The organism is Burkholderia sp. SR8, assembly GCF_052851275.1.
This window is the reverse complement of sequence record NZ_JAULUC010000008.1, coordinates 281712-302108: the sequence shown is the minus strand read 5'-3', so window position 1 is coordinate 302108 and position 20397 is coordinate 281712. Positions and strand designations below refer to the sequence as shown.

Below are 20397 nucleotides of genomic sequence, written 5' to 3'. Positions count from 1 at the left end.
GACGGCCGAAGCCGTCAGCGTCGTTTGACGAGATACTGGAACGTGAAGCCGGGAAATGCGAACACGACGAAGAGACTGAACGTGATCGCGTAAAACTGCCAGCCCTGTTCGAAACGGTTGCCGGCGCGCGACTCGAGCCAGAAGCCGAGCGCGCCGACCACGAAATACAGCACGATCAGCTCGCCGATCCGGATCCACGCGTTCTTCTTCGTCGCGCCGAGCGGCACGACGGCGAAGAGGCGTTGGTTCAGGAACGGCACGTTGGCGCCCGCGAGCGCCAACAGCACGATGAACCAGCCGGCTGCCGACATTACAGCGGCAGCGTGTGACGAATTGCCTGCAGGCAGGCCGTCAGCAGCGGGCTCGGGATCAGGCCGAGCACGACCACCGCGACGCCGTTCAGCACGAGAATCGTGCGCTTGCAGAAGTCGCCGGCGATCGGCGCCGTGTCCTGCGGTGCATCGAAGTAGATCAGCTTCACGATGCGCAGGTAGTAGAACGCGCCGAACAGCGACGTGATCACGGCCAGCACGGCCAGCCACGTGAGGCCCGCGTTGACGGTCGCCTCGAGCACCGCGAGCTTCGCGTAGAAGCCGACGGTCGGCGGAATGCCGGCCAGCGAGAACATCATGACCATCATCACGAACGCGAACACCGGGCTGCGCTTGTTGAGCCCCTTGAAGTCGTCGATCGTTTCCGCTTCGAAATCGCGGCGCGCGAGCAGCATCACCACGCCGAACGAGCCGAGCGTCGTGATCAGGTAGACGATCGCGTAGAACATCGCCGAGCTGTACGCGTTCGCCGGTGCGGCCGCGTCGCCCTTCACGATGCCGGCCAGCAGGCCGAGCAGCACGAAGCCCATGTTCGAGATCGCCGAGTACGCGAGCATCCGCTTGATGTTGCGCTGGACGATACCGGTGATGTTGCCGACGATCAGCGACAGCGCGGCGAGGATCACGAGCGCGGTCTGCCAGTTCTGTGCGAGCGGCAGCAGGCCCATCACCAGGAAGCGCAGGCCCCACGCGAACGCGGCAACCTTCGGGCCGCCGCCGACGAACAGCGTCATCGCGGTCGGTGCGCCCTGGTAGACGTCAGGCACCCACATGTGGAACGGCACGGCGCCGAGCTTGAACGCGATACCGGCGACGATGAAGATCACGCCGAACATCAGCACGGCCGCGTCGGTGTTGCCGCCGACCGCCTTGTACACCTCGCCCAGCTCGAGCGAGCCGGTCGCGCCGTAGAGCATCGAGATGCCGTACAGCACGAAGCCCGACGCGAGCGCGCCCAGCACGTAGTACTTCATCGCGGCTTCGCTCGACTGCGCGGCATCGCGGCGCAGCGCGATGACGGCGTACAGCGACAGCGACATCAGTTCGAGGCCGAGGTACAGCGTCAGGAAGTTGTTGCCCGACACCATCACCAGCTGACCGAGCAGCGAGAACATGCCCAGCAGGAACACGTCGCCGCGGAACATGTCTCGGTCTTCGAGGTACTTGCGCGAATAGACGAGCGTGACCGCGAAGCCGATCGACACGACGGCCTTCATCATGCTCGCGAACGAATCGACGACGATCATCCGCGAGAAGAAATAGTACTGCTGCGGATCCAGCGCCTGCACGGCGAACCACACGCCGGCGACGACCGACGAAACCACCGCGATCAGATAGGTCAGGCGGCGGCCGGCGGCACCGGTAAAGGTGTCGTTCAGCCACGCGACGACGACGGCGACCATCACCAGCGCGTCAGGCAACAGGACATTCATAGGAGCGTTCATGATCTTGAGTTCCTCCGCTCGCGATTACTGGGCCAGCGGCAGCTTCGACTGCGCGACATGGGAGAGGAGGTTTTCCACGGAAACGTGCATCACGTCGGTGAAAGGCTTCGGATACAGGCCCATCAGCAGCGTGAACGCGGCGAGCACGGCCAGCATCACGAATTCGCGACGGCCGATGTCCGTCAGCTTGGCAACGTGATCGTTCGCCACCGCGCCGAAGTACACGCGCTTGTACATCCACAGCGTGTAGGCCGCGCCGAGGATCAGCGTGAATGCCGCACCGAACGCGATCCAGAAGTTGTACTGGACGGCGGCGAGAATCACCATGAACTCGCCGACGAAGCCCGACGTGCCCGGCAGGCCGCAGTTGGCCATCGAGAACAGCATCGCGAATGCCGCGAACTTCGGCATCACGTTCACGACGCCGCCGTAATCGGCGATCTGGCGCGAGTGCACGCGGTCGTACAGCACGCCGATGCACAGGAACATCGCGCCCGACACGAAGCCGTGCGAGATCATCTGGATGATCGCGCCTTCGACGCCGAGCTGGTTGAAGATGAAGAAACCGAGCGTGACGAAGCCCATGTGCGCGATCGACGAATACGCGACCAGCTTCTTCATGTCGGCCTGCACCATCGCGACGAGGCCGATGTAGATCACCGCGATCAGCGACAGCGTGATCACGACCGGCGCGAGGAAGTGGCTTGCGTCAGGCGTGATCGGCAGCGAGAAACGCAGGAAACCGTATGCGCCGAGCTTCAGCATGATCGCCGCCAGCACGACCGAGCCGCCCGTCGGCGCTTCCACGTGCGCGTCCGGCAGCCAGGTGTGCACCGGCCACATCGGCACCTTCACCGCGAACGCGAGGAAGAATGCAATGAACAGCAGGATCTGCGGCGTCATCGCGATCTTTGCGTTCTGCCACGTCGCGAGGTCGAACGAATGCGTCTGCGTGTACAGGTAGATCAGCGCGACCAGCATCAGCAGCGAGCCGGCCAGCGTGTACAGGAAGAACTTGAACGCCGCATACACGCGGTTCGGGCCGCCCCACACGCCGATGATGATGTACATCGGGATCAGGGTCGCCTCGAAGAACACGTAGAACAGCAGGCCGTCGGCCGCCGAGAACACGCCGATCATGATCCCGGACAGGATCAGGAACGCCGCGAGGTACTGCCCGACGTTCTCGGTGATCACTTCCCAGGCGGCGATCACGACGATCACCGTGATCAGCGCGGTCAGCACGACGAACCACATCGAGATGCCGTCGACGCCGAGGTGATACGAGATGTCGAAGCGTTCGATCCAGGTCGACTGCTCGACGAACTGCAGCGCAGCCGTGCTCGAGTCGAAGCCCGTGATCAGCGGGATCGTGACCGCGAGGCCGAGCAGCGAACCGATCAGCGCGACCCAGCGGGCCGTCCTCGGATTTTTGTCGTTACCGACCGCGAGCACGAGGAGGCCGAAGACGATCGGCAGCCAGATCGCGGTACTGAGAATCGGAAAAGCGTGCATTAGTGTTGTCCCCCCGCCTTATTTGCCGCCGAGCGTTACAAACAGGGTCAGGAGCCCCAGCATGCCGATGATCATGGCGAACGCGTAGTGATAGATGTAACCGGATTGGAGGAAGCGGATCACGCCGGCGAACCAGCCGATGAACCGGGCGCTGCCGTTGACGAGGCCGTCGATCACGACGACGTCGCCTTCCTTCCACAGGCCGCGGCCGATCGCCACCGAACCACGGGCGAACACCACTTCGTTGATCTTGTCCATGTAGTACTTGTTGTCCAGCAGCGTGTAGATCGGACCGAACGCGCGGCGGATCGACGCCGGCAGATCCGGACGCTTCAGGTACAGGAACCACGCGACGACGACACCGGCGAGCGCCAGCCACACCGGCAGGCCCGACACCGAGTGCAGGCCCATGCCGACCCAGCCGTGGAACTCTTCGGCCATCTCGGCCAGTGCCGGATGGTTTTCGCCGATGAAGATCACCTTGTCGAAGGCAACGCCGTGCTGGAAGAAGTCGCCGAACAGCATCGGGCCGATCGCGATCGCACCGATGATGATCGACGGGATCGCCAGCAGCACGAGCGGCACCCACACGACCCACGGGGTCTCGTGCGGCTCGTGCGCGTGGTCGTCGTGACCGTGGCCATGGCCGTGATCGTCATGACCGTGGTCGCCGTGGCCGTGCGCGGCCGCCATGCCCATCGGCGATTCCGGATGCTTCGGATTGCGGAAGCGCTCTTCGCCGTGGAACACCAGGAAGTACATGCGGAACGAGTACAGCGCCGTGACGAACACGCTCGCGACGACCGCGAAGTACGCGAAGCCCGAACCCGGCAGGTGCGACAGCTTCACCGCGTCGATGATCGAGTCCTTCGAGTAGAAGCCCGAGAAGAACGGCGTACCGATCAGCGCGAGCGAACCGACGAGCGACGTGATCCACGTGATCGGCATGTACTTGCGCAGGCCGCCCATGTTGCGCATGTCCTGGTCGTGGTGCATGCCCATGATCACCGAACCGGCGCCGAGGAACAGCAGCGCCTTGAAGAACGCGTGCGTCATCAGGTGGAACACGGCGACCGGGTAAGCGGACACGCCGAGCGCGACGGTCATGTAGCCGAGCTGCGACAGCGTCGAGTACGCGACGACACGCTTGATGTCGTTCTGGACGATCCCGAGGAAGCCCATGAACAGTGCGGTGATCGCGCCGATCACCGTGATGAACGACAGCGCGGTATCCGACAGTTCGAACAGCGGCGACATGCGCGACACCATGAAGATGCCGGCCGTCACCATCGTCGCCGCGTGAATCAGCGCGGAGATCGGCGTCGGGCCTTCCATCGAGTCCGGCAGCCACACGTGCAGCGGGAACTGCGCCGACTTGCCCATCGCGCCGATGAACAGGCAGATACAGGCAACGGTCAGCAGGCCCCAGTCGGTGCCCGGGAAGTGCAGGCTCGCGAGCTCTGCGCGCTTCGCGAACACTTCGCCGTAGTTCATCGAACCCGCGAACGCGAGCAGCAGGCCGATGCCCAGCAGGAAGCCGAAGTCGCCGACGCGGTTCACGAGGAACGCCTTCATGTTCGCGTAGATCGCGCTCTCACGCGTGAAGTAGAAGCCGATCAGCAGGTACGACACCAGACCCACCGCTTCCCAGCCGAAGAACAGCTGCAGGAAGTTGTTGCTCATCACGAGCATCAGCATCGAGAACGTGAACAGCGAGATGTACGAGAAGAAGCGCTGGTAGCCGTCCTCCTCCGCCATGTAGCCGATCGTGTACACGTGCACCATCAGCGAGACGAAGGTCACGACGACCATCATCATCGCGGTCAGCGAATCGACGAGGAAGCCGACTTCGAGTTTCAGCGAACCGACGTTCATCCATTCGTAGACGGTCGCGTTGAAGCTTGCGCCGCCCATCACGTCGACGAAGACTTTCGCCGACAGGAGGAACGCGATCAATACGCCGAGGATCGTGATCCGGTGTGCGCCCTTGCGCCCCACTGCGTTCCCGAACAGCCCCGCAATCAGCGAGCCGGCCAGCGGAGCGAGCGGAATCGCCAGCAGCAGGTTTTCATTGAGTGTCGTTGACATAACAGCGTTGCCTGAAATTAACCTTTGAGCTGATCGAGATCCTCGACATTGATCGTGTCGAGCTTACGGAACAGGGTCACCAGAATCGCGAGACCGATCGCGGCTTCCGCTGCGGCGACGGTCAGCACGAAGAACACGAAGATCTGGCCGTGCACGTCGCCGAGGTAGTGCGAGAACGCGACGAAGTTGGTGTTCACCGCCAGCAGCATCAGTTCGATCGCCATCAGGATGATGATGATGTTGCGGCGGTTCAGGAAGATCCCGACGATCGCGATCGCAAACAGGATCGCGCCGAGCACAAGGTAGTGAGCAAGAGTCAGCATGGTTTTCTTTTCCTCCGCTTAGCCGTTGGTGCTCGTATCGGCTTCGCTCTGCGCCGTTTCCGGCTGCGGCTTTTCCGCTTCCATCTTCACGAGGCGCACGCGGTCGTCGCGGCGCACCTTGACCTGATCCGACACGCGCTGGCGCTTGCTGTCCTTGCCCTTGCGCTCGGTCAGCCCGATCGCGGCGATGATCGCGACCAGCAGCACCAGGCCGGCGATTTCAAACGCGAAGATGTAGTCGGTGTAGATGACCTTGCCGATCAGACGCGTGTTCGACCAGTCGGCCATCGCGCCCGTCGCCATCGCGTGCGCCGCGTGCGTGTCGCCGTAGCCGCGCCACAGGATCAGCGCGGTCTCGACCACGATGATCGCGCCGACCACGGTTGCCATCGGCACGAAGCGCTTGAAGTCGCGGCGCAGGTAATCGATGTTGATGTCCAGCATCATCACGACGAACAGGAACAGCACCATCACGGCGCCCACGTACACCAGCACCAGCAGGATCGCGAGGAACTCCGCTTCCAGCAGCATCCAGATCGCGGCGGCGTTGAAGAACGCCAGCACAAGGAAAAGCGCAGACGCCACCGGGTTGCGCGAAGTGATCACCTTCAGCCCTGATACCACCAGGAGCAGCGCGAAGATGTAGAACAGTACGGTCGTGAATTCCATGATTACCGGTTCATCGTTAGGCCATAGTCAGGCGCGGCTTGCGGGACGCCCGCACCCGTCGCGGCGGCTCGGCCCGTCGATCCCGGGCCGGCACTGCAAACACAATCAACGATACGGCGCGTCGGCGGCCTTCGCCGCGGCGATGTCCTTCTCGTAGCGATCGCCCACCGCGAGCAGCATTTCCTTCGTGAAATACAGGTCGCCGCGCTTTTCGCCGTGGTACTCGAGAATCTGCGTCTCGACGATCGAATCGACCGGGCAGCTTTCCTCGCAGAAACCGCAGAAGATGCACTTCGTCAGGTCGATGTCGTAGCGCGTCGTGCGGCGCGTGTTGTCCGCGCGCGTTTCCGATTCGATCGTGATCGCCAGTGCGGGGCACACGGCCTCGCACAGCTTGCACGCGATGCAGCGCTCTTCGCCGTTCTCGTAGCGGCGCAGTGCGTGCAGCCCGCGGAAACGCGGCGAGATCGGGGTCTTCTCTTCCGGGAACTGCACGGTGAACTTGCGCCGGAACGTGTAACGACCGGTCAGCGCGAGCCCCTTCAGCAGCTCCGTCAGGAAGAAGGTCTTAAAGAAGTGTTGGATTGCCGTCATGATTTCGTCCGATCTTTACTTCACCCAGATGTTGAGCGGCGACATCATCCAGAAGCCGACCACGACCACCCAGATCACCGTGACGGGCAGGAACACTTTCCAGCCCAGGCGCATGATCTGGTCGTAACGGTAGCGCGGGAACGTCGCGCGGACCCAGATGAACACCGACAGCAGCGCGAATACCTTCAGCACCAGCCAGAAGATGCCCGGAATGAACGACAGGAATTCGAACGGTGCGTCCCAGCCGCCGAGGAACAGCGTCGCGGCCAGCGCCGAGATCACGATCATGTTGATGTACTCGGCGAGGAAGAACAGCGCGAACGCCATACCCGAGTAATCGATCATGTGACCCGCGACGATTTCCGACTCCCCTTCCACCACGTCGAACGGGTGACGGTTCGTTTCGGCGATGCCGGACACGAAGTAGACGACGAACGCCGGCAGCAGCGGCAGCCAGTTCCACGACAGGAAGTTCACGCCGTGGCCGGCGAAGAAGCCGTGCTGCTGCGAGCCGACGATTTCCGACAGGTTCAGGCTGCCGGCCGTCATCAGCACGAGCACCAGCGCGAAGCCCATCGAGATTTCGTACGACACCATCTGCGCCGCGGCACGCATCGCGCCGAGGAACGCGTACTTCGAGTTCGACGCCCAGCCGGCGAGAATCACCGCGTACACGCCGATCGACGAGATCGCCATCGCGTACAGCAGGCCCGCGTTCACGTTCGCGAGCACGGCTTCGGCCTGGAACGGGATCACGGCCCACACGGCGAACGCCGGCACGACGGTCATGATCGGCGCGATCAGGTACAGCCAGCGGCTGGCGGCGCTCGGCTGAATGACTTCCTTCAGCAGCAGCTTCAGCACGTCGGCGATCGGCTGCAGCAGGCCGGCGGGGCCGACGCGGTTCGGGCCGAGACGCACGTGCATCCAGCCGATCAGCTTGCGTTCCCACAGAATCAGGTACGCGACGCACAGCAGGATCACGACGGCGACGACGAGGATGCGCACGAGCGCCCACACCGTCGGCCACGCGACGCCGAGAAGCTGGGCTCCGCCCGCGTTGATCGTATCGAACAAGCTCATTTACGCCTTCTCCACCACCAGTTCACCGGACAGGCTGCCGAGCGCTGCGCCGGCAGGCGTTGCCGCCGACACGCGAACGACCGTCTCCGCAAGATTCGCGTCGCGCACGGCCGGCAACTGCACCGCGCGCTCGCCCTGGCGCACGCGCACCGCGTCGCCTTCCTTCAAGCCCAGCTTGTCGAACAGCGCAGCCGGCAAGCCCGCGGCGTTCGCCACCTTCGCGGCGGCCGTCAGGTGCAGCGCACCCGCGCGGCGCACGAGTGCGTCGGCATGATAGATCGGCACATCGGCGAGGCGCTCGAAGCTGCCGTTCGCGGCAGGCGCCGCGACGCGAGCCGGTGCGACCGACGCCTGGTTCGACAGACGGTTCGCGACGCCTGCGTCGCCGAGCGCCGCGACGCGCACTTCTTCGGCCGTCTCGTACTCGAAGTTCGGCAGGCCGAGCAGGCTGCCGAGCACGCGCAGCACCTTCCACGCCGGGCGCGTGTCGCCGAGCGGACGCACGACGCCGTTGAAGCTCTGCACCGAGCCCTCGGCGTTCACGTACGTGCCGGCCGTTTCCGTGAACGGCGCGATCGGCAGCAGCACGTCGGCGTAATCGAGGCCGTGCTTGAACGGCGACATCACGACGACCATTTCGGCCTGGTTCAGCGCGGCAAGCGCCTGCGCCGGATCGGCCGTGTCGAATTCCGGTTCGACGTTCAGCAGCACGTAGCCCTTGCGCGGCTGTGCGAACGCTTCGCGCGCGTTCAGGCCGCCTTCGCCCGGCAGTGCGCCGACGACGTGCGCGCCGACCGTGTTCGCCGCTTCCGTCAGGAAGCCGAACGTGGCACCGGTGTTGTCGGCGATCCACTGCGCAACGGCGTGCAGCTTCGCGAATTGCGGATGACGAACCGCGACGTTGCCGAGCAGCACCGCGCGGCGCTCGCCGTTCGCGAGCGACTGCGCGACAGCCTGCGCAGCAGCCGATGCGGTGACGCCCGCGAGCGCGTCCGGCAGCGCGACGCCGCGCAGTTGCGCGACGGCCGCGGCGATACCGGCCAGTTCGTCGAGCCATGCCGACGGCGCAGCGACGATGCGTTGCGCGGTCGGGATCAGCGAGTCGTCGGCGGTCGCATTCAGGAAATGCAGCTTCGCGCCATTCTTCGCGGCCTGACGCAGGCGCGCGGCGAACAGCGGATGGTCGCGGCGCAGGAACGAACCGACGACGAACGCGGCATTCACGTTCGACAGGTCGGCGATCGGCATGCCGAGCCACGGTGCGCCCTGGACCGGCGCCGAGAAATCCAGCTGACGCAGACGGAAGTCGACGTTCGGCGTCTTCAGTTCGTTCGCGAGCTGCTTCACGAGGAACAGCTCTTCAGCGGTGCTGTGCGCGCTCGCGAGCATCGCCAGCGCGTTCGCGCCGTGATCCGCGGCGATGCCCTGCAGGCCCTTCGCGACATATTCGAGCGCGGTCTGCCAGTCGGTCTCGATCCACTGGCCGCCCTGCTTCAGCATCGGCTTCGTCAGGCGCTCTTCGCTGTTCAGGCCTTCGTACGAGAAACGATCCTTGTCCGAGATCCAGCATTCGTTGATCGCTTCGTTCTCGAACGGCAGCACGCGCATCACGCGGTTGTTCTTCACCTGCACGACGAGGTTCGCGCCGACGGAATCGTGCGGGCTCACCGACTTGCGGCGCGACAGTTCCCACGTACGGGCGCTGTAGCGGAACGGCTTGCTGGTCAGCGCGCCGACCGGGCACAGGTCGATCATGTTGCCCGACAGCTCGGAGTCGACCGTCTTGCCGACGAACGTCGTGATTTCCGAGTGCTCGCCGCGGCCCAGCATGCCGAGCTCCATCACGCCGGCGATTTCCTGGCCGAAGCGGACGCAGCGCGTGCAGTGGATGCAGCGCGACATTTCTTCCATCGAGATCAGCGGGCCCACGTTCTTGTGGAACACCACGCGCTTTTCTTCCGAGTAGCGCGACGACGACTTGCCGTAGCCGACCGCCAGGTCCTGCAGCTGGCATTCGCCGCCCTGATCGCAGATCGGGCAGTCGAGCGGGTGGTTGATGAGGAGGAATTCCATCACCGACTGCTGCGCCTTCACGGCCTTGTCGGACTGCGTGCGCACGATCATGCCGGCCGACACGGGCGTCGCGCAGGCAGGCACGGCCTTCGGCATCTTCTCGACTTCGACGAGACACATCCGGCAGTTGGCCGCGACCGACAGTTTCTTGTGATAGCAGAAGTGAGGAATGTACGTATCCGCCTTGTGCGCAGCCTGGATCACCATGCTGCCTTCGGGCACCTCGACCTTCTTGCCGTCTATTTCAAGTTCAACCATGATGGTGAATGGTCCTTAACCTATTTCCGCCCGTTCGCGCGTTCGCCCGACCGTGCGCTCAAATTCCGCAACCGGTGCTTCGCTTCAGGCTGCCGCCGCGTGCGCGTGGCCGCCGACCATGCAGTGCTTGTGCTCGACGTGGTACGCGAATTCGTCCCAGTAATGCTTGAGCATCCCGCGAACCGGCATCGCCGCCGCATCGCCGAGCGCGCAGATCGTGCGGCCCATGATGTTCTCGGCCACCGAGTTCAGCAGGTCCAGATCTTCCTGGCGCCCCTCGCCGTGCTCGATACGATTCACGACGCGATACAGCCAGCCGGTGCCTTCGCGGCACGGCGTGCACTGGCCGCACGATTCCTCGTAGTAGAAGTACGACAGGCGCAGCAGCGAACGCACCATGCAGCGCGTCTCGTCCATCACGATCACCGCGCCGGAGCCGAGCATCGAGCCCGCCTTCGCGATCGAGTCGTAATCGAGATCGGTCTGCATCATGATGTCGCCCGGGATTACCGGCGCCGACGAGCCGCCCGGAATCACGGCCTTGATCTTCTTGCCGCCGCGCATCCCGCCGGCGAGCTCCATCAGCGTCGCGAACGGCGTGCCGAGCGGCACTTCATAGTTGCCCGGACGCTCGACGTCGCCCGACACCGAGAAGATCTTCGTGCCGCCGTTGTTCGGCTTGCCGATCTCGAGGTAGTTCTGCGGTCCGATCGACAGCAGGAACGGCACCGCGGCGAACGTCTCGGTGTTGTTGATCGTGGTCGGCTTGCCGTACACGCCGAAGCTCGCCGGGAACGGCGGCTTGAAGCGCGGCTGGCCCTTCTTGCCCTCGAGCGACTCGAGCAGCGCCGTTTCCTCGCCGCAGATGTACGCGCCGTAACCGTGATGCGCGTGCAGCTGGAACGAGAATTCCGAGCCCATGATGTTGTCGCCGAGGAAACCTGCGGCGCGCGCTTCATCGAGCGCGGCCTCGAAGCGTCGATACACTTCGAAGATTTCGCCGTGGATGTAGTTGTAGCCGACGGTGATGCCCATCGCGTACGCGCCGATGGCCATGCCTTCGATCAGCGCATGCGGGTTCCAGCGCAGGATGTCGCGATCCTTGAACGTGCCCGGCTCGCCTTCGTCCGAATTGCAGACGAGGTACTTCTGCCCCGGGAACTGGCGCGGCATGAAGCTCCACTTCAGGCCAGTCGGGAAGCCCGCACCGCCACGGCCGCGCAGGCCCGACGCCTTCACGTCGGCGATCACCTGCTCCGGAGGAATCTTTTCTTCGAGAATGCGGCGCAACTGCTTGTAGCCGCCGCGCGCAACGTAATCTTCGAGATGCCAGTTCTCGCCGTTCAGACCAGCGAGGATCAGCGGTTTGATGTGACGGTCGTGGAGGGACGTCATTTCGAAAGCTCCTCAAGCAGCTGGTCGATCTTCTCGCGGCTCATGAAGCTGCACATTCTGTGATTGTTCACCAGCAGCACCGGCGCATCGCCGCACGAGCCCATGCATTCGCCTTCCTTCAGCGTGAACTTGCCGTCGGGCGTGGTCTCGCCGAAGCCGATGCCCAGCTTCTGTTTCAGGTAGTCGGCCGTCGCCTCGGCGCCGCCGTGCGGACCGAGCTGGCACGGGAGGTTCGTGCAGAGCGTGATCTTGTGCTTGCCGACCGGTTTGAGCTCGTACATCGTGTAGAACGTCGCGACTTCCTGGACGGCGACGGCCGGCATGCCGAGATAGTCCGCGACGAACTGCATCAGTTCGGGCGACAGCCAGCCGTGCTCTTCCTGAGCGACGGCCAACGCCGACATCACGGCGGACTGTTTCTGATCGGCGGGATACTTCGTCAACGCTCGATCGATTTCCTTCAGGCCTTCAGCTGAGATCATTTTCAGACACGACTCTTTCAATTCCTACCGAACGAACAACCTGCCGCACTGCTGTGCATGGACGGCAGACCTGGCGCTCACTGTTGACAGCTTGCGAAGCCGCGCCGATTCGGCGCATACCGCATGTGACTTCGCGTGTGACTGACTGCTCGCCGCCCGCTCGCACGGGCGGCGCAACCATTAGCGATCGATTTCGCCGAACACGATGTCCTGCGTACCGATGATCGTGACGGCGTCGGCAATCATGTGGCCGCGCGCCATTTCGTCGAGCGACGCGAGATGCGCGAAGCCCGGTGCGCGGATCTTGAGGCGATACGGCTTGTTGGCACCGTCCGACACCAGGTAGATGCCGAACTCGCCCTTCGGATGCTCGACGGCTGCGTATGCTTCGCCTTCCGGCACGTGAAAACCTTCGGTGAAGAGCTTGAAGTGGTGAATCAAGTCTTCCATGTTGGTCTTCATGCCGACACGCGACGGCGGCGCAACCTTGTGATTGTCGGTCATCACGGGCCCCTGATTCTTGCGGAGCCACTCAATACACTGTTTCGCGATCCGGACCGACTGGCGCATTTCTTCGACGCGCACCAGATAGCGGTCGTAGCAATCGCCGTTCACGCCGACCGGCACGTCGAAATCCATGCGGTCGTACACTTCGTACGGCTGCTTCTTGCGCAGATCCCACGCGATGCCCGAGCCGCGCAGCATCGGGCCCGTCAGGCCCATCTGCAGCGCACGTTCCGGGCTGACGACGCCGATCCCGACCAGACGCTGTTTCCAGATCCGGTTGTCGGTCAGCAGCGTTTCGTACTCGTCGATGCACTTCGGGAAGCGCGTGAAGAAGTCGTCGATGAAGTCGAGCACCGAGCCGCTGCGCGCTTCGTTCATCTTCGCGAGCGCCTTCTCGTTGCGAATCTTCGACGCCTTGTATTGCGGCATCGCGTCCGGCAGGTCGCGATAGACGCCGCCCGGACGGTAGTACGCCGCGTGCATCCGCGCACCGGACACCGCCTCGTACACGTCCATCAGGTCTTCGCGCTCGCGGAATGCGTACAGGAACACCGCCATCGCGCCGACGTCGAGCGCGTGCGCGCCGATCCACATCAGGTGGTTCAGCACGCGCGTGATTTCGTCGAACAGCACGCGGATGTACTGCGCGCGCTCCGGCACGTCGATGCCGAGCAGACGCTCGATCGCGAGCACGTAGCCGTGTTCGTTGACCATCATCGACACGTAGTCGAGACGGTCCATGTACGGCACGGACTGGATGAAGGTCTTGTTTTCCGCGAGCTTTTCAGTCGCGCGGTGCAGCAGGCCGATGTGCGGATCGGCACGCTGGATCACTTCGCCGTCGAGCTCGAGCACGAGGCGCAGCACGCCGTGCGCTGCCGGGTGCTGCGGGCCGAAGTTGAGGGTGTAGTTCTTGATTTCTGCCATGACGCCCCCTTAATGTTTCAGACCGCCATAGCGATCCTCGCGGATCACGCGCGGCGTGATTTCGCGCGGCTCGATCGTCACCGGCTGGTAGACGACCCGCTTCTCTTCCGGGTCGTAACGCATTTCGACGTAGCCCGACACCGGGAAGTCCTTACGGAACGGGTGGCCGATGAAGCCGTAGTCGGTGAGGATGCGGCGCAGGTCGGGGTGACCCTCGAACACGAGGCCGTACAGGTCGAACGCTTCGCGCTCGTACCAGTTCGCGGAGCTCCAGATGTCGACGAGCGACGCGACGATCGGCAGATCGTCGTCCGGCGCGAACACGCGCAGGCGCAGGCGCCAGTTGTTCGTGACCGACAGCAGCTGCGACACGGCCGCGAAACGCGGGCCGTCGTACGCGCCGTCGCCGTACGTTTGATAGTCGACGCCGCACAGGTCGATCAGTTGCTCGAAACCGAGCTTCGGATCGTCGCGCAGCGTCTTTGCGACTTCGAGGTAATCGCTCGCCTTCACGACGAGCGTCAGTTCACCGATCGCTTCGGTGAGGCTCACCACGCGCGCGCCGAGCGCGGCTTCGAGGTTTGCCTTGAGGGTCTCGATTTTGCTTGCCATATTGAGGGGACGCTCGGGGCTTTATTGACGGGCGATGGTGTTGGTGCGGCGGATCTTCGCCTGAAGCTGGATCACGCCGTAGACCAGCGCCTCGGCCGTGGGCGGACAGCCCGGCACGTAGACGTCGACCGGCACGATCCGGTCGCAACCGCGGACCACCGAGTACGAGTAGTGGTAGTAGCCACCACCGTTCGCGCACGACCCCATCGAGATCACCCAGCGCGGCTCGGCCATCTGGTCGTACACGCGGCGCAGCGCGGGCGCCATCTTGTTGCACAGCGTGCCGGCGACGATCATCACGTCCGACTGACGCGGGCTCGGGCGGAACACGACGCCGAACCGGTCCAGGTCGTAACGGGCCGCACCCGCATGCATCATCTCGACGGCGCAACACGCGAGCCCGAACGTCATCGGCCACAGCGAGCCGGTACGCGTCCAGTTGATCAGCTTGTCAGCCGTCGTGGTGACAAACCCTTCCTTCAAGACCCCTTCGATACTCATTTGCTTTCCACTCCAGACGAGCGGCCCAGCGTGGCCGCCCATGCAAACCGGCGATTAACCCATCACTCCCAGTCGAGGCCGCCTTTCTTCCAGATATAGGCAAAGCCCAGCAGGAATTCGAGCAGAAAAATCATCATTGCGATGAAACCCGGCCAGCCGATGTCCCGGAGCGCGACGCCCCACGGAAACAGGAATGCGGTTTCGAGATCGAAGATGATGAACAGGATGGCGACGAGGTAGTACCGGACGTCGAATTTCATCCGGGCGTCTTCAAAGGCTTCGAAGCCGCACTCGTACGGTGCGTTCTTGTCGACGTCCGGCTTGTTGGGACCAAGGAGCTTGCCGATGCTGACCAGCGCTATACCTAAACCAGTGCCCACGAGGAGGAACAACAAGACGGGGTAATAGGCTGCGAGGTTCAAGGCAATCCTCTATCGGTTGGTTCTGAGCGTCCGGAGAATACCACTTCCGGCGGAAGGAATCATTTCGGAGTGCAGGCGATCACAAGACAATCGCAAGGCACACCCCAGAAATGAAAAATGCCAGCCACTAGAAGCGGCTGGCATTGAGTAACTTTGGTGCCGACGGCGAGACTCGAACTCGCACAGCTTTCGCCACTACCCCCTCAAGATAGCGTGTCTACCAATTTCACCACGTCGGCACTGCATGCAACTCGGGTCGTACTGCTTGTTTCCCGCGAATCGCTTCAAGAATTAAATTCTAACCCGAGTTCCGGATTTGTTCAACGCACAAACCGAAAAATTTTAACTTTTTATTTCGGGACGTCCTGGCCCGGCGCGCTTGCGGCCGAACCCGCGGCAGCGGACGCGGCCACCGCCGGAACCGACGCTGCGGGGGCCGATGCCGGTGCGGTCGCGGCCGCGCCGAGCACGCCTGCCGACGGCGTCGACTTGTACGAACCGAGGTACGTCAGCGCGAGCGTCGCAACGAAGAACACCGTTGCCAGCACGGCCGTCGTGCGCGACAGGAAGTTCGCCGAGCCCGTCGCACCGAACAGGCTGCCCGACGCGCCGCTGCCGAATGCGGCGCCCATGTCGGCACCCTTGCCGTGCTGCAGCAGCACGAGCCCGATCACACCCAGTGCCGACAGCACCTGCACGACAATAATCAGCGTCTTGAATAACAGCATCACACCCACCCGATTGGATCAGGCGACCGGACCGACCGGCCGCCATCATGGTTCAATTCGATCCCGGACCGCTCAACGTGCAGCCCGGCAGATCGCCAGGAAATCTTCCGCCTTCAGCGACGCGCCGCCGATCAGGCCGCCGTCGATGTCCGGCTGCGAGAACAGCTCTTCCGCGTTGTCCGGCTTCACGCTGCCGCCGTACAGCACGGACACGTCCGCCGCCCCCTTCGCCGCGAGACGCGCACGCAGGAACGCGTGCACGTCCTGCGCCTGCGCCGACGTCGCGCTCTTGCCGGTACCGATCGCCCACACCGGCTCGTATGCGACGACGATGCGTGCCGCTTCGTCGGCGCTCAGCACCGCGAGCACGGCGTCGAGCTGCGCGCCGACCACCTGCTCGGTCGTGCCCGCTTCGCGCTCGTCGAGCGTTTCGCCGACGCACACGACCGGCGTGAGGCCTGCCGCGAGCGCGCGCTGCGCTTTCGCGGCGACCGTCTCGTTGCGCTCGCCGTGATACGCGCGGCGCTCCGAGTGACCGACGATCGCATACTGCGCGCCGAACTCCGCCACCATCGCGGCCGCCACCTCGCCGGTGAACGCGCCCTGCTCGTGCGCGGACACGTCCTGCGCGCCGAACGCGACACGGCTGCCGCCGAGCTGCGCCTGAACCTGCGCGAGGTACGGGAACGGCACGCACACGCCGATCGACGTTTCCGCCGCCACCGCGCCCGCACCCTGCACCACTTCGTTCAGCAGCGCCTGGTTGCCGGCCAGCCGGCCGTGCATCTTCCAGTTGCCGATCACTCGCTTTGTTCGTTGTTTCGACATCGTGTCTGTCTCGTCACTATCTTGTCATTAACGTGCCGGAACCCGGCCGTCAGGTTGGATCTGGCGAAGCAAACCCGCGATTTTACTGCGCGCGGCTTGAACCGGTCAAACCGCGCATGTCAAGCCCGCCGCGCGGGCCGTCACGCGTTCGTACCCCAATCGAGCACGATCTTGCCGATGTGCTCGCCGCTTTCCATCAGCGCATGCGCCTGTGCGGCGTCGCCAGCCGGCAGCACGCGGTAGATCACCGGCTTGATGCGGCCGTCCGCGAGCAGCGGCCACACGCGCGCGTTCAGCTGCGCGGCGATGCGTGCCTTGAACTCGACTGGCCGCGGACGCAGCGTCGAGCCCGTCACCGTGAGCCGGCGGCGCAGGATTTCGTTCAGGTTGACCTCGGCCTTCGCGCCGCCGAGCAGCGCGATCAGCACGAGGCGGCCGCCGTCCGCGAGCGCGGACAGCTCGCGCGGCACGTACGAGCCCGCGACCATGTCGAGGATCACGTCGACGCCGCGATCGTGCGTCAGCGACTTGACGACCTCGACGAAGTCTTCGGTCTTGTAGTTGATCGCACGCTCGGCGCCGAGCGCCTCGCATGCGCGGCATTTGTCCTCGTTCCCGGCCGTCGCGAACACGCGAAAGCCGAGCGCATGCGCGATCTGGATCGCCGTCACGCCGATCCCGCTCGAGCCGCCCTGCACGAGGAGCGTTTCCTGCTCGCCGCCCTCGCCCGCGCCGAGCAGCGCGCGGTCGAACACGTTGCTCCACACGGTGAAGAACGTCTCGGGCAACGACGCGGCTTCGATGTCGGTGAGCGCGTCGGGCACCGGCAGGCATTGCGGCAGCGGCGCGACCGCGTACTCGGCGTAGCCGCCGCCGGCGAGCAGCGCGCACACGCGGTCGCCGAGCTTCAGGCCGAACGGGTTCAGCGCGGGATCCGACAGGTCGCCGCCGACGATCTCGCCCGCGACCTCGAGGCCCGGCAGATCCGACGCACCGGGCGGCGGCGCATACGCGCCCTTGCGCTGGAATACGTCGGGCCGGTTCACGCCGGAAGCCGCCACCTTGATCAGCACTTCGCCGCGCTTCGGTTCCGGGCGCGGACGCTCCGCGAGCTTCAGCACGTCGGGGGCGCCGAATTCGGTGATTTCGATGGCTTTCATGGGAATCGCTCCAGGATCGGAATCGGATGATGCACCGTGCGCGGCACGGGCGCGTCGCCGGCGCTGCTGCGCCGCACAACGATGCTACAGAAAAAACGGCCGGCGCGCTTTCGCACTGCCGGCCGTTCTAACGCCTGTCCGCTTACTGCTGCGGCGGCGTATCCGACTGCGACGCCGCTGCTTCGTTCAGCAGCGCCTTCGCCGACAGACGCACGCGACCCTTCTCGTCCGTCTGGATCACCTTGACCTTCACCTGCTGGCCTTCCTTCAGGTAGTCGTTGATGTCCTTCACGCGCTCGTTGACGATTTCCGAGATGTGCAGCAGGCCGTCCTTGCCCGGCAGCAGGTTCACGATCGCACCGAAATCGAGCAGCTTGAGTACCGTGCCTTCGTACACCTGACCGACTTCGATCTCGGCCGTGATCTGCTCGATGCGCTTCTTCGCTTCGGCCATGCCTTCGCTGTTCGTGCTCGCGATCGTCACGACGCCGTCGTCCGAGATGTCGATGGTCGTGCCGGTTTCTTCCGTCAGTGCGCGGATCACCGAACCGCCCTTGCCGATCACGTCGCGGATCTTTTCCGGATTGATCTTGATCGTGATCATGCGCGGCGCGAATTCCGACAGCTGCGTGTTCGCACCCGAGACCGCCGACGTCATCTTGCCGAGGATGTGCATGCGGCCTTCCTTCGCCTGCGCGAGCGCGACCTGCATGATTTCCTTCGTGATGCCCTGGATCTTGATGTCCATCTGCAGTGCCGTCACGCCCTGCTCCGTGCCGGCCACCTTGAAGTCCATGTCGCCGAGGTGATCTTCGTCGCCGAGGATGTCGGTCAGCACCGCGAACTTGTTGCCTTCGAGGATCAGGCCCATCGCGATGCCCGCGACGTGCGCCTTCATCGGCACGCCGGCGTCCATCAGCGCGAGGCAGCCGCCGCACACCGATGCCATCGACGACGAACCGTTCGATTCGGTGATTTCCGACACGACGCGGATCGAGTAGCCGAATTCGTCGGCGCTCGGCAGGCACTTGACGAGTGCGCGCTTCGCGAGACGGCCGTGGCCGATTTCGCGGCGCTTCGGCGAGCCGACGCGGCCCGTTTCGCCGGTCGCGAACGGGGGCATGTTGTAGTGGAGCATGAAGCGCTCGCGGTATTCGCCTTCGAGCGCGTCGATGATCTGCTCGTCACCCTTCGTGCCGAGCGTCGCGACGACGAGCGCCTGCGTTTCGCCGCGCGTGAACAGCGCCGAACCGTGGGTGCGCGGCAGCACGCCGGTGCGGATCTCGATCGGACGCACGGTGCGCGTGTCGCGGCCGTCGATGCGCGGCTCGCCGTTCAGGATCTGCGAACGGACGATCTTCGCTTCGATGTCGAACAGGATGTTGCCGACGGTGGCCTTGTCGGCCGCGACCGTGCCGGCCGCCAGCGCGTCTTCCTCGAGCTTCGCCGACGTCGCTGCGTACACTTCCTTCAGCTTCGTCGAACGCGCCTGCTTGTCGCGCAGCTGGTAAGCCGCGAGCAGGTCGCCGTGCGCCAGTTCCGTCACGCGCGCGATCAGCGCCTCGTTCTTCGGTGCCGGCTGCCAGTCCCACTCCGGCTTGCCGCCTTCGCGCACGAGTTCGTGGATCGCGTCGATCGCCGTCTGCATCTGCTCGTGGCCGAACACGACCGCGCCCAGCATCACGTCTTCCGGCAGCTGGTCGGCTTCCGACTCGACCATCAGCACCGCACGTTCCGTGCCGGCGACGACGAGGTCGAGGCTCGATGCCTTGAGCTGGTCGCGCGTCGGGTTCAGCACGTACGCGTTGTCGATGTACGCGACGCGCGCGGCACCGACCGGGCCGTTGAACGGCAGGCCCGACACGGCGAGCGCGGCCGATGCGCCGATCAGCGCGGGGATGTCGGCCGGGATTTCCGGGTTCACGGACAGCACGTGGATCACGACCTGGACTTCGTTGTAGAAGCCTTCCGGGAACAGCGGGCGCAGCGGACGGTCGATCAGGCGCGACGTCAGCGTCTCGTGTTCCGACGGACGGCCTTCGCGGCGGAAGAAGCCGCCCGGGATCTTGCCGGCCGAGTAGGTCTTTTCGAGGTAGTCGACGGTCAGCGGGAAAAAGTCCTGACCCGGCTTCGCCGACTTCGCGCCGACGACGGTCGCCAGCACGACGGTATCTTCCACGTCGACGATCACCGCACCGCTCGCCTGGCGAGCGACTTCACCGGTTTCGAGGCGCACCTTGTGCTGGCCCCACTGGAATTCCTTCACGACCTTGTTGAACATGGACATGGTTGCTCCTTTGAATTCATTCATTTCATTCGCCGCCCGGGCCATCCCGCGCGGCGGCGTCCCGACCGAATCACCCGGAGCAAGGTGTGTTTTTTATGCCATTCCAGCGCGGCGCTCGACGCGCAGCGGCGCGCTGGAATGACACAAATCCCGACCCCGGTATCAGCC

At 64.3% G+C, this 20397-nt stretch carries 19 protein-coding genes and 1 tRNA gene; all 20 read right to left on the bottom strand.

The window, feature by feature from the left end; translation table 11 throughout:
* Window positions 1–14 precede the first annotated feature (14 nt).
* The 20 genes from Q3A80_RS13580 to pnp all read right to left on the bottom strand — a co-directional run bounded on the left by Q3A80_RS13580 (window position 15) and on the right by pnp (window position 20229).
* Window positions 15–311, bottom strand: coding sequence for a DUF2818 family protein (locus Q3A80_RS13580; RefSeq protein ID WP_446329482.1), 297 nt, complete (start codon window positions 309–311; stop codon window positions 15–17).
* Window positions 311–1765, bottom strand: a complete 1455-nt coding sequence (nuoN, locus tag Q3A80_RS13575) for an NADH-quinone oxidoreductase subunit NuoN (protein ID WP_446329509.1) — start codon at window positions 1763–1765, stop codon at window positions 311–313. The genes Q3A80_RS13580 and nuoN overlap by 1 nt, the downstream gene beginning before the upstream one ends.
* 36 nt (window positions 1766–1801) lie before the next feature.
* Window positions 1802–3292 carry an NADH-quinone oxidoreductase subunit M gene (locus tag Q3A80_RS13570; protein WP_446329481.1) on the bottom strand — a complete coding sequence of 497 codons (1491 nt, stop codon included), beginning with the start codon at window positions 3290–3292 and terminating at the stop codon, window positions 1802–1804.
* Window positions 3293–3310: 18 nt separating this feature from the next.
* Window positions 3311–5380 (bottom strand): NADH-quinone oxidoreductase subunit L, encoded by a 2070-nt coding sequence (nuoL, locus tag Q3A80_RS13565; RefSeq protein WP_446329480.1) that lies wholly within the window; start codon window positions 5378–5380, stop codon window positions 3311–3313.
* A gap of 17 nt (window positions 5381–5397) precedes the next feature.
* Window positions 5398–5703, bottom strand: a complete 306-nt coding sequence (gene nuoK / locus Q3A80_RS13560; RefSeq protein WP_004185739.1) for an NADH-quinone oxidoreductase subunit NuoK — start codon at window positions 5701–5703, stop codon at window positions 5398–5400.
* 18 nt (window positions 5704–5721) lie between these two features.
* A complete protein-coding gene (locus Q3A80_RS13555; RefSeq protein ID WP_446329479.1) occupies window positions 5722–6372 on the bottom strand; it encodes an NADH-quinone oxidoreductase subunit J in 651 nt (216 codons plus the stop codon).
* A 105-nt stretch (window positions 6373–6477) separates the two neighbouring features.
* Window positions 6478–6966: an NADH-quinone oxidoreductase subunit NuoI gene (gene nuoI, locus Q3A80_RS13550; RefSeq protein ID WP_006398806.1), complete on the bottom strand. Its 489-nt coding sequence runs from the start codon at window positions 6964–6966 to the stop codon at window positions 6478–6480.
* 15 nt (window positions 6967–6981) lie between these two features.
* Window positions 6982–8049 (bottom strand): NADH-quinone oxidoreductase subunit NuoH, encoded by a 1068-nt coding sequence (gene nuoH, locus Q3A80_RS13545; RefSeq protein WP_446329478.1) that lies wholly within the window; start codon window positions 8047–8049, stop codon window positions 6982–6984.
* A complete protein-coding gene (gene nuoG / locus Q3A80_RS13540; RefSeq protein ID WP_446329477.1) occupies window positions 8050–10380 on the bottom strand; it encodes an NADH-quinone oxidoreductase subunit NuoG in 2331 nt (776 codons plus the stop codon).
* An 84-nt stretch (window positions 10381–10464) separates the two neighbouring features.
* Complete coding sequence (gene nuoF, locus Q3A80_RS13535) at window positions 10465–11775, bottom strand: NADH-quinone oxidoreductase subunit NuoF (RefSeq protein WP_006478267.1); 1311 nt, start codon at window positions 11773–11775, stop codon at window positions 10465–10467.
* On the bottom strand, window positions 11772–12257 hold the full coding sequence (gene nuoE / locus Q3A80_RS13530) for an NADH-quinone oxidoreductase subunit NuoE (protein WP_006478266.1): 486 nt from the start codon (window positions 12255–12257) through the stop codon (window positions 11772–11774). Before nuoE ends, nuoF begins: the two co-directional genes overlap by 4 nt.
* 180 nt (window positions 12258–12437) lie before the next feature.
* Window positions 12438–13691, bottom strand: coding sequence for an NADH-quinone oxidoreductase subunit D (locus Q3A80_RS13525; protein ID WP_446329476.1), 1254 nt, complete (start codon window positions 13689–13691; stop codon window positions 12438–12440).
* Window positions 13692–13700: 9 nt separating this feature from the next.
* Entirely contained in the window at window positions 13701–14303 is a 603-nt protein-coding gene (locus tag Q3A80_RS13520) for an NADH-quinone oxidoreductase subunit C (protein WP_446329475.1), read from the bottom strand.
* Between the two features lie 21 nt (window positions 14304–14324).
* Complete coding sequence (locus Q3A80_RS13515; RefSeq protein WP_006398799.1) at window positions 14325–14804, bottom strand: NuoB/complex I 20 kDa subunit family protein; 480 nt, start codon at window positions 14802–14804, stop codon at window positions 14325–14327.
* Between the two features lie 62 nt (window positions 14805–14866).
* A complete protein-coding gene (locus tag Q3A80_RS13510) occupies window positions 14867–15226 on the bottom strand; it encodes an NADH-quinone oxidoreductase subunit A (protein WP_059448012.1) in 360 nt (119 codons plus the stop codon).
* Window positions 15227–15380: 154 nt separating this feature from the next.
* Window positions 15381–15465, bottom strand: a tRNA-Leu gene (locus Q3A80_RS13505).
* 111 nt (window positions 15466–15576) lie between these two features.
* Window positions 15577–15954 carry a preprotein translocase subunit SecG gene (gene secG, locus Q3A80_RS13500; RefSeq protein ID WP_446329474.1) on the bottom strand — a complete coding sequence of 126 codons (378 nt, stop codon included), beginning with the start codon at window positions 15952–15954 and terminating at the stop codon, window positions 15577–15579.
* 72 nt (window positions 15955–16026) lie between these two features.
* Window positions 16027–16782, bottom strand: coding sequence for a triose-phosphate isomerase (tpiA, locus tag Q3A80_RS13495; RefSeq protein ID WP_446329473.1), 756 nt, complete (start codon window positions 16780–16782; stop codon window positions 16027–16029).
* A gap of 140 nt (window positions 16783–16922) precedes the next feature.
* Entirely contained in the window at window positions 16923–17942 is a 1020-nt protein-coding gene (locus Q3A80_RS13490) for an NAD(P)H-quinone oxidoreductase (RefSeq protein WP_446329472.1), read from the bottom strand.
* A gap of 142 nt (window positions 17943–18084) precedes the next feature.
* The gene (pnp, locus tag Q3A80_RS13485; protein WP_446329471.1) at window positions 18085–20229 is read right to left on the bottom strand and encodes a polyribonucleotide nucleotidyltransferase; all 2145 of its coding nucleotides are present in this window, start codon (window positions 20227–20229) and stop codon (window positions 18085–18087) included.
* Window positions 20230–20397 lie beyond the last annotated feature (168 nt).